This window comes from Acinetobacter sp. (genome assembly GCF_036666595.1).
In the GTDB taxonomy this organism is placed as follows: Bacteria; Pseudomonadota; Gammaproteobacteria; order Pseudomonadales; family Moraxellaceae; genus Acinetobacter.
Genome location: NZ_JAVWVO010000011.1, coordinates 1 through 15,925, shown reverse-complemented (window position 1 = coordinate 15,925; position 15,925 = coordinate 1). Strand labels below are relative to the sequence as shown.

Genomic DNA, 15,925 nt, shown 5'->3' with positions numbered 1-15,925 from the left:
AACGGTATTACTGCACTTCAAATGGATATCAAGATTGAAGGTATCACTGAAGAAATCATGGAAGCGGCATTGAACCAAGCGTATGCGGGTCGTATGCATATCTTGAACGAAATGAACCAAGTGATTTCACGTGCTCGTCCTGAAATTTCAATGCATGCGCCGACATTCCAAGTGATCAACATCAATCCAGACAAGATCCGTGACGTGATTGGTAAAGGTGGTGCGACGATTCGTGCCATCACTGAAGAAACCAAAGCGGCTATTGATATTGAAGACAACGGTACTGTTCGTGTATTTGGTGAAACCAAAGCTGCCGCTGCTGCTGCGGTTGCAAAAATCCAAGCGCTTACTGCTGAAATCGAGCCAGGTACAATTTACGTTGGCAAAGTCATTCGTATCGTTGAATTCGGTGCGTTTGTAAACATCCTTCCAGGTACTGATGGCTTACTTCACATTTCACAAATCTCGAACGAGCGTATTGCAAACGTGGCAGATGTGTTGAAAGAAGGCCAAGAAATTAAGGTACAAGTTGCGGATGTAGACAACCGTGGTCGTATCAAATTGACGATGAAAGATATCGAACAAGTTTAATCTCTTGTCAATTCACACGGTGTTTGCCATGTGAATTGAGTTGTCTTAAAAAGCCTTGAGCTTGGCCAATTTAAACTTTGGCTTGCTCAGGGCTTTTTTTATGGCATCATGCTGGCTAAGACAGACAATAATAAATGAGATATGCAAAGCTATTATTTCTATCAACATCCCACCGCACAGCATACTTATGTGCAGAAACAGCCGATTGCAGAGCAGGAAGCCGAGTTTATTTGGGTGGAGTGTAGCCGTGACGATGTGGTCAATCGGGCAGAACATTGGCAGCAGGACATTTATGCGGCAACGGGACTGTGGATGAATGAATATCATCTGCGTGACATTCTCAATTTAGAACACCCTTGTGCCTTTGACACTTTGGAAGATTATGACTTGCTGATCTTTCGTAAGCTGATCACACCCGATGACCAAATCAAGCTTGATACTCAAGCGACTGAAAAACATGAACGGGTTTTTGGCCTGGCGACGACCCCGATTAGTTTTATGCTCACGCCGCAAGTCTTGATTACGGTTAGAGAGCAGGGCAATAAAGAAGTTGAAAGCTATATTCAGCGTATGGAAACGGTATTGAGCCGTCCGATTGAAGAACATAATAAGCCACGAAAATTACCTGCAACACCTTTAGACTTGACCCTGAGACTGCTCAATAACATGGTGGATGGTTATCTCGATTTACGTGTTCCACTGACACGTCGAGTGGAGTTTTGGCAGCAAGAGCTTTTACAAGGCCATCGTCGTTTTACCAAGTGGCATCAACTGTTGCAAGAGAATATGGCTTTCCAACAAGTGGAAAACTTGTGTGAAGAACAAATCGAGACTTTGCAGGAATTACGTGATGAAATTGTCGATAATTATTCGCATTTGAAAGGGAAAAAGCGTAGCGAAAAACAAGACATCATGTTGGTACGTGTCGATGATTTAACCAGTCATATTGAACGTATTCAAAAGCATACCATTCGCTTGAGAAATGCAGTGCAAGCAGCTATCGATCTACATTTTTCAGCCATTGCCAATCAAACCAATGAAAACATGCGGATTTTAGCCATTATTACCGCGATTTTTGCGCCGCTAACCTTGTTGACAGGGGTGTATGGTATGAACTTCGAGTTTATTCCGGGGCTGAAGTCCCCAACAGGGTTTTGGATCATGTTGGGTATCATGTTAATGACCACATTGATTCTGCTGTATTATTTTTATCGACGTCATTTGGTCGGGCGTGGCGAAAAAAGTGTCATTGATATGTTGGCACAGCAGCATGCGGATCAACATATGAATTTGTTTTGGTTTATCGATTATGAGCCGATCAAGCAAACCGTGAAGGGCACCATCAAAGATTTAGAGAAAATCACCAAATTAAAATAATTCGGTGATTTTCCGCATAGACCATTAAAGCCAATGGGCTTTAAGGTGTTTCTTTATATGCTGACGCTATCCTTGTTCAATTTATTATTCGGATATGTGGGCGTCGCAGGGAGATTTAATTTAAGAGGTTTTTAACTGGGCTCCTTTTAAAATCCGGTAAAGCTGATCTTTAATGAACAACTTTTTGCGTTTGAGGGGCTCAATCTCTCCACGATGAATCCTGACAGGGTCTTGTTCGAGTAAACAAATTTCCTGATCGAGAGCTTCATGGTCGTCAAACATTTTAGAAAAATGCGGATTGTCTTCTCTAAGCTGTTGAATCATGTCTCGGTATTCAGGAAACATGAGCTTAGTCTTTTTATTACAAACTTTGAGTTTCATGGTTGCCGTCTAATCCTCTTATTCAAAAATAAAAAAAAGAAAGAAAGGCATGCGCCAATCTTTCTTTATAGAACTAGTGTTGAGTCGTTTGAACTGGGTCAGTGAGATGTAAATGTTTTACTTCACGACGAAGTTTTTGAACTTCCTCAATCAAATCCAGCATCATTGCGACTGCAGTAAAGCTGGCATCAAAGTCACGTTGTAAGCGATAGGCTCGCCGTGCACGTGAGACATCATCACCAAAAAATTGGTGAATGCGGTTATCGGGTCGGTTAGGCAGAATGTCATATTCCAACAGCTGTAAAACCCATTCAGGACTTTGTCCGCAGGCTTCAGCAAAATGCTTTAAATCAAAGCTATGTTGTTCATCAACAATTTCAGCGTGTCGACATCCGTCTAAAATAATTTCACGATATTGAATAGTCGTCATAATTTTCTCCTTAAGACTGACGCGGCTTAAAGTGAGGGAAGGCTTCAGCAAAGGCTTGGTAGGCTTGCTGTTCTTGCTCACTCTGCGCAGGAGGTTGAACAATGTTTAAAATTAAATATAAATGTCCTGCCGTTTTGGCTGGAATCCCCTGATCTTTTAAACGGAGTTGCTGTCCCGTTTTGGCATTTTTCGGAATTTGAATTTGTAATGTTCGACCATTGGGTAGCGCGGCGGTAATGCTTTGCCCCAAAGCGGCTTCCCAAGGACTGATATTCAGTTGGTGATAGACATCAACCTCTTCAACGCGTGTAGTCTCCGTATCTTTGTAATAAATTTCGATATACAGGTCGCCATTTTCACCGCCCTGAATACCTGACTGTCCTTGACCACTTAAGCGAATTTGTTGCCCTTCTTTCATGCCTTTGGGGATTTTAACTTCCAGTGTTTTACGCTGAATTTCTGCTTCACCATAGGCATTTAAAGTGGGAATCTGTAAGGTAATGGTTTGGGTGGTACCGTGGAACCCAACCTCAAGATCGACCTCTAAACGCGCATGTTGGTCTTCGCCTTTATGGCGTGTGCTATTTTGGCGTTGATATTGATAGTTTGATCCTCCAAAACCAGAACCAAAACGCCCAAATAAGTCTTCAAATCCTGAAAAATCATGTGCCTGTTGTCCGCCTTGAGCATTCCGAAATGCCTCTTCAAAACCGCCAAAGCCTGCATTGGGATTGAATTGGTGTGAGCCTTGTGGATGATCGAGTTCAAAGTCATATTCTGCTTTTTTCGTTTCATCACTTAAGGTGTCATAGGCGACATTCAATTCTTGCATACGTGCTTCAGCATCAGGCTCCTTACTGACATCGGGATGATACTTACGTGCCAATTTTCGATAGGCTTTTTTAATTTGTTCGGCGGTCGCATCTCGCGTTAAACCGAGTATTTCATAATGGTTCTTCGGCATAAATAAGATTAAATAAATTGATTAAGTTTTAATCATTATTCAGTCTTTCAGCAGATTTCAACAGTAAAGATATGTTCCTTATTGTTTCAAAACATGACAAGAAAAAAGCCCCCGATGAAAGGAGCTTTGATGGATGAGGGATACTTAATATTTGACCCATGTGATGTTGCGCCCACCGCCATTTTCGGTCGAAGTTCCTCGAATTCGTAAGTGCTTACCATTGTTGCTGAGTCGTGCATATGCGTCATAACGTAGCCCTGTGAAAGGGTCGAGGAGCTGTCCATGGCTATAGGTCGAATCTTTGGGATTGTCTAACTGCAAATGGCTGAGCGTTGTCATGCCGACAATGGGTTGATTTTTATTGACACCATCACACTTGCTACAGTTTTCTATTTTTACCGCACCTGGAATTTCGCGCGTACTTACTATGACTGCTTTATAGCTATTGTTTTTGTCTTTTTCAATCAAGACGTCACTGAGAGAGTATCCTGTTTTATCATCGATGGTTTTCCATTTGCCGACCAAGGGATCGGTGGCTGCAAAACTGGAGAAGGCGCATAAACTACTGAGTACGAAAAGACTGCAAGAAAATTTCATGATGATAAAACCCCAATGGAAGAGAAAAATAAAGACATATAAAAATTATGGGTTTATTTATAACGAAATTTAAGCGGTGTGACTAGTGAAATATCTATGAATAAAAGTGATGAATCATTTGAATTATCTTATTTTTATGAGAACAAAGGCATAAAAAAAGAGCAGTTCAGCTGCTCTTTTTTTTATTGCACATGACGTGCTTAGCTTAAGTGTTCACCAAATAAACCCAAGGCTTCTTCTGCACTAAAGCTGTATTGCGTGTTACAGAACTGGCAGTCCATGGTAATTGGGTTCTGATGTTCTAGCGTTTCACGAACGGCTTCGGCGCCAATTTGTTCAAGCGCTTGAGCACAACGTTCTTTCGAACAGGTACAGCCAAATTTCAGTGCTTCAACTTCAGGTAAGCGTACTTCTTCTTCGTTGTACAAACGGTAAAGAATTTCACTGGACTCTAAATCGGTTAACTCTTCGATTTTGAGCGTTTCAGTCAACATGGTTAGACGTGGCCATAAGTCTTGATCGACACGTTCTTGTTCCTCTTCACTGTTACGTGGTAACAGTTGAATAAGTAAACCACCAGCACGCTGGGCTGAGCTGGCCAAAACGATACGCGTTGGAATTTGGGCAGACAGGTCATAGTACTGCATTAAACAACCCGCAAGATTTGGCTTGTCTAAAGCCACAATCCCTTGATAACGCTCACCAAATTCGGGCTCAATATTAATAAATAGTACAGGGCTAATGAGGGTGCTCAATACCGTACTGCTGCTGTCGGCAGCATTAAAGCGTGGATCCGTTTCATAATCCGCCAAGGCACGCACTTCACCAAGGTGATTACATTCAGCCATGGCCCATTTGAAACTACCAGAAGCCTGAATTTGTAAACTAATACGGCCTTTAATTTTTAAAGTACTGGCAAGTAATGCCGTGGCACTGAGCATTTCACCTAACAGCACTTGAACTGCAGGTGCATAATCACGCTGCGCCAAGATGGTTTGTAGGGTTTCTTCTAGATGAACCACTTCACCACGAACAGGACTATCTTCAATATAAAAGCGTTGACGCAAATCAGACATAAATTTCTCCAATATCCTGTCTTAATGGTGACGATATTGTAAAACACAAGTCATTTTACTTCATCCCGTGTGACATCTATTCGATCATGTTGTAACTCGCGTTGTAGGTCAACGCCGACAGGACTTTGACGGAGCTGCGTATCACTTTCAAATAAGTGTTCTAATTCGGCTAGAGCATTCCGATGTGTTTCATAGACCTTCTGTTCGTCGTTATAAATACTTTGCTGCTGTGCGAGCAGTTTTTCATCATAATCGCGAAATAACTCAATGCTCTTATAAGCATCTTGTTCTGCAATGCCTAAATTACGCAGGGCAAAATAGGCCATCCCTAAAGACGATAAATAGGTTTCACGCCAAATATGCTCCACCCCCAAGTCACGCAGCAAATGTACATGATGTCGATCACGGGCACGGACCAGCAAGTTTAAATCTGGATAATTGAGTCGGATATGGCGTGCCACATTCATCGAGTCTTCAATATCATCAATGGCTAATACAAACACTTTGGCATGTTCGATACCGGCTGCACGCAGGATATCGGGTTGAGTGGCATCACCATAGTAGAGTTTGCCGCCATAGTTGCGAACGAAATCGACTTTGTCGATATTGCTGTCAATCGCCGTGAAGGTTTGGTGCTGTAAGTGAACCAATCGTGCCACAATTTGTCCGACACGGCCAAAGCCAGCAATGATCATCGGGTTATGCTGTTCAGGAATCTCATCATAGACAGGTGTAGTTTCTTTTTCGAATAGAGGCACTACCCACGAACTCATCAGCCAGTACAGAATAGGCGTTAGAATCATCGACAACGTCACGATCAAATTGATCGGCTCTAAAATGGCCCGGGTGATCACGTGTTCACTCATGGCAACATTGAGCACTACAAAAGCAAATTCACCACCTTGTGCCAAACAGGTTGCCAGCATCAAACTATTGCGCCATGAAAACTCGAAGTAGCGAGCGATGGCCGTTAAGGCCAGCAGTTTGACTAACATCAGCAATAATGCACCGCCAATAATCAGACTTGGGGTCTCCCACAGGAGCGAAACTTGCGTGCTCATCCCGACGGTCATGAAGAATAGACCGAGAAGTAGACCTTTAAATGGTGCAATACTGGCTTCCAGTTCATGACGGAATTCAGAGTCAGCAAGTAACACCCCAGTTAAAAATGCGCCCAAGGTGGTACTGATGCCTAAGACATCCATCAGCGCGACCACGCCTAAGACAATAAACAAACCGACTGCGGTAATCAGTTCATGTGCGCCACTTTTGGCCACAAAGCGGAAAAAAGGGCGCATGAGATAGCGGCTAAATAAAAACAAGCCTGTAAAGGTAGCCACAATTGCTGCAAAGTAGGCAACGCCATGATGGGTTGAGTTTGTTCCCGCAAGAAGGGGGATAATTGCAATCAGTGGAATCGCGGCAATATCTTGAAAGAGTAAAATAGAAAAGGACTGCTGACCAAAAGTGGTATTGAGCTGCTGTTTTTCGCTGAGCAGCTGCAACACAAACGCAGTAGAGGAGAGGGCAAGGGCAAAACCAATCACAACACTGGCCGCAATCTGCTGTTGCAGGGCAAAAAAGACGATGCACGCCAGTAGCACGCCGCAGACTGTTACTTGTAAACTGCCCATCACAAAAATGGATTTACGCATTTCCCATAAACGTTGCGGGCGAAGTTCGAGTCCAATAATGAACATCAAGAAAATCACGCCGTATTCAGCGAGTTTATGAATGTCTTCAGGGTCATGGACGACATTTAATACACTGGGACCGAGTAAGATGCCCGTGAATAAATAGCCGAGTACCGTGGCAATCCCCAGCCGTTTGGCCAACGGAACGATCATCAGTGCCGCAGCCAAAAAGAGGGTGATTTGAAGCAGTAGAGACATTGCCCTGTCCTAAATTTTTTTCTTTATGTTGGAAGTTTAAGGGAGAACGCGACTCAGGTCTAAACCTTATTCACGTCAAGTCTTAACTTAACTCTTGTGGATCAATATCAAGGCTCAATTTCATACCATGCGGTTTGTTGTGCCAGACATTTTGCCACCACTGACGAATGTAAAAATGCATCCGCGCACGGTCTTTGGACAGGAGTACCATATGCGCTTGATAGCGGCCTGCTTTACGCTCCATCGGCGCAGGAATCGGTCCCCAAATATCAATACTGTTTTCTGAGGCTTGGCGCAGCGCTTGCGCATGTTCTTGTAAAAAGCTTTGGTTCAGTTCTTGGTCTTTGGATTCACAGCGCAATAAAGCCGCATAGCGATAAGGTGGCATCCATGCAGCTTTACGCTCTTTCAACGTTTGCTTGGCAAAGCTGCGATAGCCCGATTCCAGCAGGGTATTCAGCAAAGGATGGTCTGGACGTAGAGTTTGTAAATAGACTTCGCCTTTTTTCTCGCCACGCCCAGCACGTCCAGCGACTTGGATGATGAGCTGTGCGGTACGTTCTGTGGCACGAAAGTCGACACTGAGTAAGCCCGAGTCAATGTCTAAAATCGCAACCAAAGTCACATAAGGGAAGTGATGTCCTTTGGCCAGCATTTGGGTGCCGAGCAAAATGATGGGTTCACTTTTCTGAATCTTGTTATAGATTTTTTGCCAGCTGCCGACCCGACTGGTCGAGTCACGATCAACCCGAATCACGTCAAAATTCGGGAACAGTTCTTGTAGGTTTTCTTCAACTTTTGCGGTGCCTAAACCAATTGGTTTCAGTTCGCTATGCTGACATTGTGGGCAGTGTTCAGGCATGCGGTGGATGGTGCCGCAGTGGTGACAGTGCAAATGCTGATAGGGCTGTCGATGCACGGTAAAATTGGCATCGCAGTGGGGGCACTTGGCCTGCCAGCCACAACTTTCACAAATCAACACAGGCGCATAGCCGCGACGGTTTAAAAAAATCAGCACCTGTTCTTTTTTGTCTAAGCGCTTTTGTACTTCATGAATCAGCTGTTGGCTGATGCCATTTTGTTTTTGTGCCACTTTCAGATCGATCACATGCATTTTCGGCATCACGGCCACACCTGCACGTTGGTCCAACTCCAAACGGGTCATTTTGCCTTGTTCAACCAACGCATAACTGTCGATACTTGGCGTTGCAGAGCCGAGGATAATCGGACAGTTTTCTAAGTGTGCACGGTATAAAGCCACATCACGAGCGTGGTAGCGGAAGCCCTCTTGTTGTTTGAAAGATAGATCATGCTCTTCATCTAAGACAATCAAACCCAAATGCGGAAGGGGGGTGTAGATGGCAGAACGTGTGCCAATCACAATCGAGGCTTTGCCCGTTTGCGCACTTTGCCAGGCTTGAAGGCGCTTAGAATCATTTAAACCTGAATGTAGTAGCGCAATATGACAGTGAAAACGTGACTGAAAACGACTCACTGTTTGTGGGGTGAGACCAATTTCAGGCACTAATACCAAGACTTGTTTGCCTTGTTTTAAAATCTCTTGCATGACTTGCAAATAGACTTCAGTTTTGCCACTACCGGTTAAACCATCCAGTAAGAAAGCATGGTAGCTATGACGAGCTTTGAGAATGTTTTGAATGGCTCGCTTTTGTTCATCATTGGGCGTGAGCGGCATTTGCGCCAGCGTCATAGCTTGCGGTTTAAAGTCTTGAGCTTCAAGTATGCACTGGGTGATTTGCTTTTTTTCTAAGGCTTTTAAGGTCGCAGTTTCAATGCCAGCCAAATTTAGAATGTTTTCAGACGTTCCTGTGGGATGCAGCTTTAAAATTTTATAGGCATCTTGTTGTTTTTCAGAACGCTTTAATTTGTCTTCGGCATGATCATCAATCAGCTTCCACATCCGCGCCAGTAAGTTATAAGGTTTACCTTGGCGTAAAAAGCTGGGTAAAGCGGCATGCATGACTTCACCAATCGGAAATTGGTAATATTGCGCTGACCATGTCAATAAACTTAAAACTTTAGCATCTAGAATAGCGCTGTCATCGAGCAACTCAGTTATGGCTTTGAGTTTAAAGCCTAAATCGAGTGGTTTCTCATCAGTGAGTTTCTCAACAATGACACCGACCACATTTTGGCGACCAAATGAGACAGCCGCACGTGCACCCACTTCAGCTTGGTGGTATTGTTCAGCCGTTAAACTATAGTCAAAACAGTCATATAGATAAACGGGAACAGCCACGCGGATACGGTAGCTTGGTGTGGTGGAAAGTGTATTTTCTGGCATAAAAAGCTCAAACTGTCCTGATGAAATTGTCGTTGTGCGATGAATGAGTTGTGTTAGAGTGATGACATAATTTATAACTTAGAATATGAATGATTTTGGTGCCGACATGCAACAGCGCCAAATGACTAAATGGACAATTAGAAAGCGTAAACATGCCAGCATATCAATTTACCGCACTCGATGCCGCAGGAAAGCAGCAAAAAGGCGTGCTCGAAGGGGATTCAGCGCGTCAAATTCGGCAACAACTTCGTGATAAAGCACTGATTCCAGTCTCGGTTGATCCTGTTGAACAAAAAGATAAGCACAGCAGTAAAACATGGTTTCAAAAACAAATTACCGCCTATGATTTGGCTTTATTGACACGTCAACTTTCGGTACTTGTGGCGGCGGCCATTCCGTTGGAAGAAGCCATTCGTGCGGTTGGAAAGCAGTCAGAAAAAGTACATGTACAAAATCTATTGATGTCAGTGCGTTCTAAAGTATTGGAAGGTCATTCATTGGCGCAAGGCTTACAGCAATCTGGACGTTTTCCAGAGCTGTACATTGCCACGATTGCCGCTGGTGAGCGTTCAGGGCATTTAGACTTAATTTTAGATCAGCTGGCAGACTACACCGAAAATCGCTTTGCAATGCAAAAGAAAATCCAAGGCGCGATGATTTACCCGATTATTTTAATGCTGATGTCTTTTGCCATCGTGATGGGACTTATGACTTATGTGGTGCCTGACATTGTCAAAACCTTTGATCAAAGTAAAGATGCCTTGCCATGGATTACGGTTGCCTTGATGAAAGCCAGCGATTTTATTCGAGCGGCATGGCCATTTTTATTGGTGGGCTGTGTACTGGGCATCGGGTTATTACTGCGATTTTTAAGAACTACAGCAGGGCATTATGCCTTTGATCGTTTAACGCTCAAACTGCCATTATTCGGTAAACTTTCACGTGGTATAAATGCCGCACGCTTTGCCAGTACCTTATCGATTTTGACCCAGTCCGGTGTGCCCTTGGTGGATGCGTTAAAAATTGGCGCGGCGGTGAGTAATAACTGGGTGATTCGCGATGCGGTCAATCATGCCGCAGAAAAAGTGACCGAAGGTGGAAACCTTGCGACCCAGCTGGAGCGCAGTGGTTATTTCCCACCGATGATGGTACAAATGATTAAAAGTGGTGAAACGTCGGGTGAATTGGATCGGATGTTGGAGCGCGCATCGACCATGCAAGACCGAGAAGTGACAACGCTCATATCGACCTTGCTGGCTTTACTTGAGCCACTGATGTTGGTTCTGATGGCAAGCATTGTTTTGGTGATTGTGATCGCCGTGATGCTACCAATCGTCAACATGAACAATATGATTTAATTTTAAAAATATAAGATGGAAGAGAAAATTCACATGCAATCAAAAATCTATAGACGCCAAGCTTCAGGCTTTACCTTAATTGAAGTCATGGTGGTGATTGTTATTTTAGGTGTATTGGCAGCCTTAATTGTACCCAATGTGATGGGGCGCGGTGAAAAAGCCAAGGTTGATACTACTGTCATTACCCTCAAAGGTGTTGCTGCGGCATTGGATCAATATAAATTGGACAATGGTAAATACCCTTCAATGCAAGAGGGTGGACTCGACGCTTTGGTGAATAAGCCTGAGTCTGCAAAAAATTGGTTGCCAGGCGGTTATGTGAAAGGTGGATATCCGAAAGACAGTTGGGATAATGATATTCAATATGTTGCGCCTGGGACTGATGGGCGACCATTTGATTTATATTCTTTTGGTGCAGATGGACAGCAAGGTGGTGAAGAAACCGATGCTGATATTCAGTATCAACCTTAATTGAGAATTATTATATATTAGGTTTAATTGAATATATCATTACAGTGCATAGGTTATGTCAATGTGGACTGTAATGATAATACATCTTAATTTAAAATTAAAACCTAAGATTATGATTTTAAAATATTAAATATAATAAGCATCAGCTGAGATTTATAATAAGAATTATTCCCATATTTATTGATTACAAATAATGTAAATTATGGATAAAAATAGGCTTTTTATTTATTTAAATCCTTGCATAATGTTCTCAATGGCAACTAATTTGCCTGAGGAGAATAGAATGAAAGCATTAACCTTGTTGGATGAAATGAGCCAATTCCATTGGTCGATGCTCAAATCTGTTCTTTTGATTTTGAGTATGCTTCCTGTTGCTCAAGGTGTTTTAAGTGTGTGGCAGTCGACTGAAGGCAGCAGCCAAATTATGGTGGGTTTCTTTGCAATCAGTCTGTTCAGCACATGGGCGGTTTTGAGCTTTTGGTCTGCGTTAAAAGCAACCGTACTCACACTTGATCAAGTACAGATTACAGCATTAGAACAAAAAGTGGTCATGTTCTACCGTTATACCCCGATGCTCTTTTTAGCTGGTATGGTGTCCTATTTGGTCAGTCAAATTTAATTCTGACATTTATAGTTGTGATAAAAAACCGAGCACATAGGCTCGGCTTTTTATTGCGCCATGAAGAATGGCGGAAAGATAGGATCGCTTGTCTGTTTCGTCGTATATGATCCTAGTGTTCGCTCCCTATACTGTAGAAAATATAAATATAGAGTGAAATATGGAACAGATCGATTGGGCAGATTTTTTAAAAGTCGAGCTCCGAGTCGGGCGTATTATTCAGGCCGAAGTCTTTGAGCAAGCACGTAAGCCCGCTTATATTTTACATGTCGACTTTGGCCATGAAATTGGCATTAAGAAATCGAGTGCGCAGATTACTGAGCGTTATCAACCTGAACTGTTATTGGGTAAGTTGGTGGTGGCGGTGGTTAACTTTCCAAACAAACAAATTGGTCCCATCCAGTCTGAGTGCTTAGTGACAGGCTTTCATGATTCAGACGGCGTGGTACTTTGTGTGCCTGATACAGATGTTCCAGTAGGCACCAAGCTACTGTAGCTGAAAAAGAAAAACCCAAGCTGAGCTTGGGTTTTTCTTTGGAAAAGTCTGATTTAACAATAGAAACTATCGACGAGACTTAAACGATACATCGACTTTACGTGGACGATAGATCCAACCCAAGATCAGCAAAAAGACTGAAAAACCTAAAATTGGCCAGTCACTTAAACGGGTATATAGCGTTTGACCTTGCATAGCAGGCAGTTCACCGCGAAGCACGGTTGCCACATCTTGCGGAGCACGTTTTACGATATGCCCTTGATGGTCAATAAATGCGGTCACGCCTGTATTGGTGGCACGGATAAACCAGCGTCCATTTTCTTTGGCACGCATTTGAACCATTTGTAAATGCTGTAAAGGGCCTGCAGTTCCCGTAAACCATGCATCATTGGAAACCGTCACCAAGAAATCACTTTGGCTGGCATTACGACGCGTCAAGTTCGGATAAGCCACTTCATAGCAAATGGCTGCGCCTAAATGCTGCTGATGAATAGAAAGCGGTTGTTGCTGTTGTTCACCACGCGAAAAACCACTCATCGACGGATCATTCTGCATGGCTGGCAACACCCATTTCAGTAAACCAGATAGTGGAATATATTCACCAAAAGGTACTAAACGTTGCTTTTTATAGAGTCCTTCGGCTTCAGCACCATTGGCCATAATACTGTTGTAGTACAGTGGACGACCTACTGTTTCAGAGCCTGAAATATCCCAGTATGGAATACCCGTGACCCACGCCGTGTTGGTTTTCTTGGCTTGTGCCGTCATCGCAGCTAAAAAGGGTTCAATATCACTTTGGAACATCGGAATAGAGGATTCAGGCCAAACAATGAGGTCTCGTCCCCATTCTGTTTGGGTCAAATCAGCATAGATTCCAAGTGTTTTCAGTTGATATTCAGTGAGCCATTTTAAGTCTTGTGGGATATTGCCCTGAATTAAAGAAACCGATAATGGTGGTGTATTTTTTGCGGAGACGAATTCAATTTTTGATGCGCCCCATGCGCCAAGCACCAATAAAGCAGAGGGGATGACCCAAAAGACGCGGCGGTTTAAAACTTCGACCAGTGCGCAGGCCAACACCAAGACTACAAACGATACCCCGAAGATACCAAATAATGGTGCATAACCATCCAGTAAACGTTCGGTAAAGGCATAGCCTGCAAACAGCCATGGGAAGCCTGTGAAGACCCATGTTTTTGCCCATTCAAAAAGCACCCAAAGCGGGGCGAAGGTTAGAGGCGTTTCAGGGAAAAAGCGACGATAAATAAAGCTTTGGACAGCTGTGAATAAGCCCATGACCAAGGCCATAATGCTGATCATGCCGACACTTAAGGCACTATTGGTATCGCCATAGACATGGATGGAAGTATAGAGCCAAAAAGCCCCCACGAACCATAGGCCAAAACCATAGGCCCAACCAATGCCAAAGGCCTGCTTTGCACTGCGTTTGCGTAAAGTGGCATAGAGCAGTGCAGGGGATAAGATTGCCAGCCACCAATAATGATAAGGGGCGAGTGCAAAACTAAAGACAGCTCCTGAAAATAAGGCAATTAAAAGCGGATAAATTAAAGGTAACTGTTTTTGTTGTGGATTGGGGGTTAACAGTTTGTCAAAGTAAGCTCTCATTTACGAACGGCTCGAATCAGATGAATAGAACGTGCATCTGCTTCTACAATGGTAAATTCCCAATTTTCAAGATCAATGACCTGACCTTGTAAATCACTCACTAAACCAATTTCTTGAAGCAATAAACCGCCCACAGTTTCAACCTCATCATCAGAAAAGTCTGCATCTAAAAGATTGTTAAAGTGTTCGATTGGTGTAAGTGCTTGAACCAACCACGTATTTGCGGTCGTTGGGTCATTGTCGGGAATAATATATTCCGCTTCTTCATCGATCTTGTCGTGTTCATCTTCAATTTCACCGACGATCTCTTCCAAAATATCTTCTAGCGTCACTAAACCTGAGGTCGTGCCATATTCATCAATCACCACCGCAATGTGCGTTTGGGTATTTTTCAACATGCGAAGCACTTGGTCTGAGCGTGCGCTTTCAGGTACATATAAAGGTTGACGCATCAGCGCACGTATATCCACTTTATTGTTTGGTTCAGTCAAAAAAGGCAATAAGTCTTTGGCTAATAAAATGCCAACGACATTGTCTGGTTGATCTGATGAAAAGACAGGGAAACGTGAATGTGCCGACTCAACCAAAGTATGCAGAATGTCGAGTAACTCATCATCTTCTTGTAGGCTGATCATCGATGTACGCGGTGTCATGACCTCGCGGACTTTGGTTGCTGGAAGGTCTAATACGCCTTCTAACATCGCAACAGTGTCGGGTTCTAAAAAACGACGTGAATCTTGAACTAACTTTAACAGTTCATCGCGAGTTTCTGGCGCGGTACCTAACCATTTGCGTAAGCCACGCATTCCCCACGACGGGCCTGATTCCTCGTGCATGATCTTTCCTAAAGACGCTTAATATCTAAAAAACTTAATTTTATCATACCGTAGAAAACACAGTTGTCTATTGTAATTAAGCAAGGATTGCATGAATGATTAGATCAATACTTGTAAATCCGAGGTTCATCTGCCATCAAGCTATGCAAACAGATATGCGAAATGGGCAGTTGTGTTAAAATTGGCAAGTTTTTAAATTTTTGAGTTTATATATGTCTGATTTGGAAGTGAGCCCAAGCATCCAATTAAACACCCGTGGTTTACGCTGCCCTGAACCTGTGATGATGTTGCATCAAGCCATTCGCAAGTCTAAATCTGGAGATGTGGTTGAGGTATTTGCAACGGACAACTCCACCTCATGGGATATTCCGAAATTTTGTATGCATCTTGGGCATGAGCTTTTGTTGCAAGAAGAGCGCTTAGACGAAAACGGCAATAAAGAATTTCATTATTTAGTTAAAAAGGGTTAAGACATTTGTCTTAGCCTTTTAAAATGAGCTTGAGTAAAGAAAAAGAAATCAAGTTCATCCAAGGAAATTAGAATGAAAAGAATAAATGTGTTCTTATGGACTCATCTTTTTGCATTATTTTGTTCAATTTCTTGGGCAAAATCTTGTGAAGTTCCTGTAAGCACGATGAATGTTGCAGGTTTAAAAATTGGACAGTACATCAGTGAGTTTCAAAAATATCATCCCACCGCAAAAACGGTTATTTTAGGAGGTGATAATTATCAGTTTGAATTTGCAGAAGGTGTAGATACACCAATTAAAAAAGCCGGTGTGAGCTGGGTTCAGCATATTCGTTACGATCCGTATTCTAAAATGATTATTTCATACAGTCTAAGTTTTCTAGATGGGCCACTTGCGACGTATGAAACCGATTTAGATGTTTTTAAAAGTCGAGTCA

At 43.0% G+C, this 15,925-nt stretch carries 17 protein-coding genes; 8 read left to right on the top strand and 9 right to left on the bottom strand.

The annotated features are described in order from the left end of the window. The coding region (locus RR876_RS13390) for a S1 RNA-binding domain-containing protein (protein WP_332637087.1) at window positions 1–591 on the top strand (591 nt) is incomplete at its 5' end. 141 nt (window positions 592–732) lie between these two features. Next, a complete protein-coding gene (locus tag RR876_RS13385; protein WP_004692666.1) occupies window positions 733–1,968 on the top strand; it encodes a magnesium transporter CorA family protein in 1,236 nt (411 codons plus the stop codon). Window positions 1,969–2,088: 120 nt separating this feature from the next. Here RR876_RS13385 and RR876_RS13380 read toward each other — a convergent pair whose 3' ends face one another. The 7 genes from RR876_RS13380 to RR876_RS13350 all read right to left on the bottom strand — a co-directional run bounded on the left by RR876_RS13380 (window position 2,089) and on the right by RR876_RS13350 (window position 9,613). Next, a complete protein-coding gene (locus RR876_RS13380; RefSeq protein WP_004692664.1) occupies window positions 2,089–2,349 on the bottom strand; it encodes a YdcH family protein in 261 nt (86 codons plus the stop codon). 73 nt (window positions 2,350–2,422) lie between these two features. Further along, window positions 2,423–2,779, bottom strand: a complete 357-nt coding sequence (locus tag RR876_RS13375) for a chaperone modulator CbpM (RefSeq protein WP_004978810.1) — start codon at window positions 2,777–2,779, stop codon at window positions 2,423–2,425. A gap of 10 nt (window positions 2,780–2,789) precedes the next feature. Then, entirely contained in the window at window positions 2,790–3,743 is a 954-nt protein-coding gene (locus tag RR876_RS13370) for a DnaJ C-terminal domain-containing protein (RefSeq protein ID WP_332478287.1), read from the bottom strand. 144 nt (window positions 3,744–3,887) lie between these two features. Then, the gene (locus tag RR876_RS13365; protein ID WP_332478288.1) at window positions 3,888–4,340 is read right to left on the bottom strand and encodes a DUF2147 domain-containing protein; all 453 of its coding nucleotides are present in this window, start codon (window positions 4,338–4,340) and stop codon (window positions 3,888–3,890) included. Between the two features lie 200 nt (window positions 4,341–4,540). Further along, window positions 4,541–5,416, bottom strand: coding sequence for an Hsp33 family molecular chaperone HslO (locus RR876_RS13360; protein ID WP_332478289.1), 876 nt, complete (start codon window positions 5,414–5,416; stop codon window positions 4,541–4,543). A gap of 50 nt (window positions 5,417–5,466) precedes the next feature. After that, a complete protein-coding gene (locus tag RR876_RS13355) occupies window positions 5,467–7,308 on the bottom strand; it encodes a monovalent cation:proton antiporter-2 (CPA2) family protein (RefSeq protein WP_332478290.1) in 1,842 nt (613 codons plus the stop codon). Window positions 7,309–7,390: 82 nt separating this feature from the next. Then, the gene (locus RR876_RS13350) at window positions 7,391–9,613 is read right to left on the bottom strand and encodes a primosomal protein N' (RefSeq protein WP_332478291.1); all 2,223 of its coding nucleotides are present in this window, start codon (window positions 9,611–9,613) and stop codon (window positions 7,391–7,393) included. A 152-nt stretch (window positions 9,614–9,765) separates the two neighbouring features. Between RR876_RS13350 and gspF the strand changes: the two genes are divergently transcribed. The 4 genes from gspF to RR876_RS13330 all read left to right on the top strand — a co-directional run bounded on the left by gspF (window position 9,766) and on the right by RR876_RS13330 (window position 12,557). After that, on the top strand, window positions 9,766–10,971 hold the full coding sequence (gene gspF / locus RR876_RS13345) for a type II secretion system inner membrane protein GspF (RefSeq protein ID WP_332478292.1): 1,206 nt from the start codon (window positions 9,766–9,768) through the stop codon (window positions 10,969–10,971). A gap of 33 nt (window positions 10,972–11,004) precedes the next feature. Continuing rightward, window positions 11,005–11,442, top strand: a complete 438-nt coding sequence (gene gspG, locus RR876_RS13340) for a type II secretion system major pseudopilin GspG (protein ID WP_010325797.1) — start codon at window positions 11,005–11,007, stop codon at window positions 11,440–11,442. A gap of 283 nt (window positions 11,443–11,725) precedes the next feature. Continuing rightward, entirely contained in the window at window positions 11,726–12,061 is a 336-nt protein-coding gene (locus tag RR876_RS13335) for a hypothetical protein (protein WP_004978824.1), read from the top strand. A 160-nt stretch (window positions 12,062–12,221) separates the two neighbouring features. Beyond that, window positions 12,222–12,557: a tRNA-binding protein gene (locus tag RR876_RS13330; protein WP_078425723.1), complete on the top strand. Its 336-nt coding sequence runs from the start codon at window positions 12,222–12,224 to the stop codon at window positions 12,555–12,557. Between the two features lie 66 nt (window positions 12,558–12,623). Here the strand turns inward: RR876_RS13330 and lnt are convergent, their stop codons facing one another. Further along, entirely contained in the window at window positions 12,624–14,183 is a 1,560-nt protein-coding gene (lnt, locus tag RR876_RS13325) for an apolipoprotein N-acyltransferase (protein WP_332478293.1), read from the bottom strand. Next, window positions 14,180–15,019, bottom strand: a complete 840-nt coding sequence (locus RR876_RS13320; RefSeq protein ID WP_004978829.1) for a CBS domain-containing protein — start codon at window positions 15,017–15,019, stop codon at window positions 14,180–14,182. The genes lnt and RR876_RS13320 overlap by 4 nt, the downstream gene beginning before the upstream one ends. 212 nt (window positions 15,020–15,231) lie before the next feature. Between RR876_RS13320 and tusA the strand changes: the two genes are divergently transcribed. Then, entirely contained in the window at window positions 15,232–15,489 is a 258-nt protein-coding gene (tusA, locus tag RR876_RS13315; protein ID WP_004692640.1) for a sulfurtransferase TusA, read from the top strand. A 72-nt stretch (window positions 15,490–15,561) separates the two neighbouring features. Beyond that, window positions 15,562–15,925: hypothetical protein (locus RR876_RS13310; protein WP_332637086.1), on the top strand; the 364-nt coding region annotated here is incomplete at its 3' end.

What these genes read in the sequence shown, in the direction of transcription:
- RR876_RS13320 (WP_004978829.1), bottom strand. Translation starts at nt 15,019, where the DNA reads ATGCACGAGGAATCAGGCCCGTCGTGGGGAATGCGTGGCTTACGCAAA.
- gspF (WP_332478292.1), top strand. Translation starts at nt 9,766, where the DNA reads ATGCCAGCATATCAATTTACCGCACTCGATGCCGCAGGAAAGCAGCAA.
- RR876_RS13385 (WP_004692666.1), top strand. Translation starts at nt 733, where the DNA reads ATGCAAAGCTATTATTTCTATCAACATCCCACCGCACAGCATACTTAT.
- RR876_RS13360 (WP_332478289.1), bottom strand. Translation starts at nt 5,416, where the DNA reads ATGTCTGATTTGCGTCAACGCTTTTATATTGAAGATAGTCCTGTTCGT.
- RR876_RS13375 (WP_004978810.1), bottom strand. Translation starts at nt 2,779, where the DNA reads ATGACGACTATTCAATATCGTGAAATTATTTTAGACGGATGTCGACAC.
- RR876_RS13330 (WP_078425723.1), top strand. Translation starts at nt 12,222, where the DNA reads ATGGAACAGATCGATTGGGCAGATTTTTTAAAAGTCGAGCTCCGAGTC.
- RR876_RS13355 (WP_332478290.1), bottom strand. Translation starts at nt 7,308, where the DNA reads ATGTCTCTACTGCTTCAAATCACCCTCTTTTTGGCTGCGGCACTGATG.
- RR876_RS13335 (WP_004978824.1), top strand. Translation starts at nt 11,726, where the DNA reads ATGAAAGCATTAACCTTGTTGGATGAAATGAGCCAATTCCATTGGTCG.
- RR876_RS13365 (WP_332478288.1), bottom strand. Translation starts at nt 4,340, where the DNA reads ATGAAATTTTCTTGCAGTCTTTTCGTACTCAGTAGTTTATGCGCCTTC.
- lnt (WP_332478293.1), bottom strand. Translation starts at nt 14,183, where the DNA reads ATGAGAGCTTACTTTGACAAACTGTTAACCCCCAATCCACAACAAAAA.
- RR876_RS13380 (WP_004692664.1), bottom strand. Translation starts at nt 2,349, where the DNA reads ATGAAACTCAAAGTTTGTAATAAAAAGACTAAGCTCATGTTTCCTGAA.
- gspG (WP_010325797.1), top strand. Translation starts at nt 11,005, where the DNA reads ATGCAATCAAAAATCTATAGACGCCAAGCTTCAGGCTTTACCTTAATT.
- RR876_RS13350 (WP_332478291.1), bottom strand. Translation starts at nt 9,613, where the DNA reads ATGCCAGAAAATACACTTTCCACCACACCAAGCTACCGTATCCGCGTG.
- RR876_RS13370 (WP_332478287.1), bottom strand. Translation starts at nt 3,743, where the DNA reads ATGCCGAAGAACCATTATGAAATACTCGGTTTAACGCGAGATGCGACC.
- tusA (WP_004692640.1), top strand. Translation starts at nt 15,232, where the DNA reads ATGTCTGATTTGGAAGTGAGCCCAAGCATCCAATTAAACACCCGTGGT.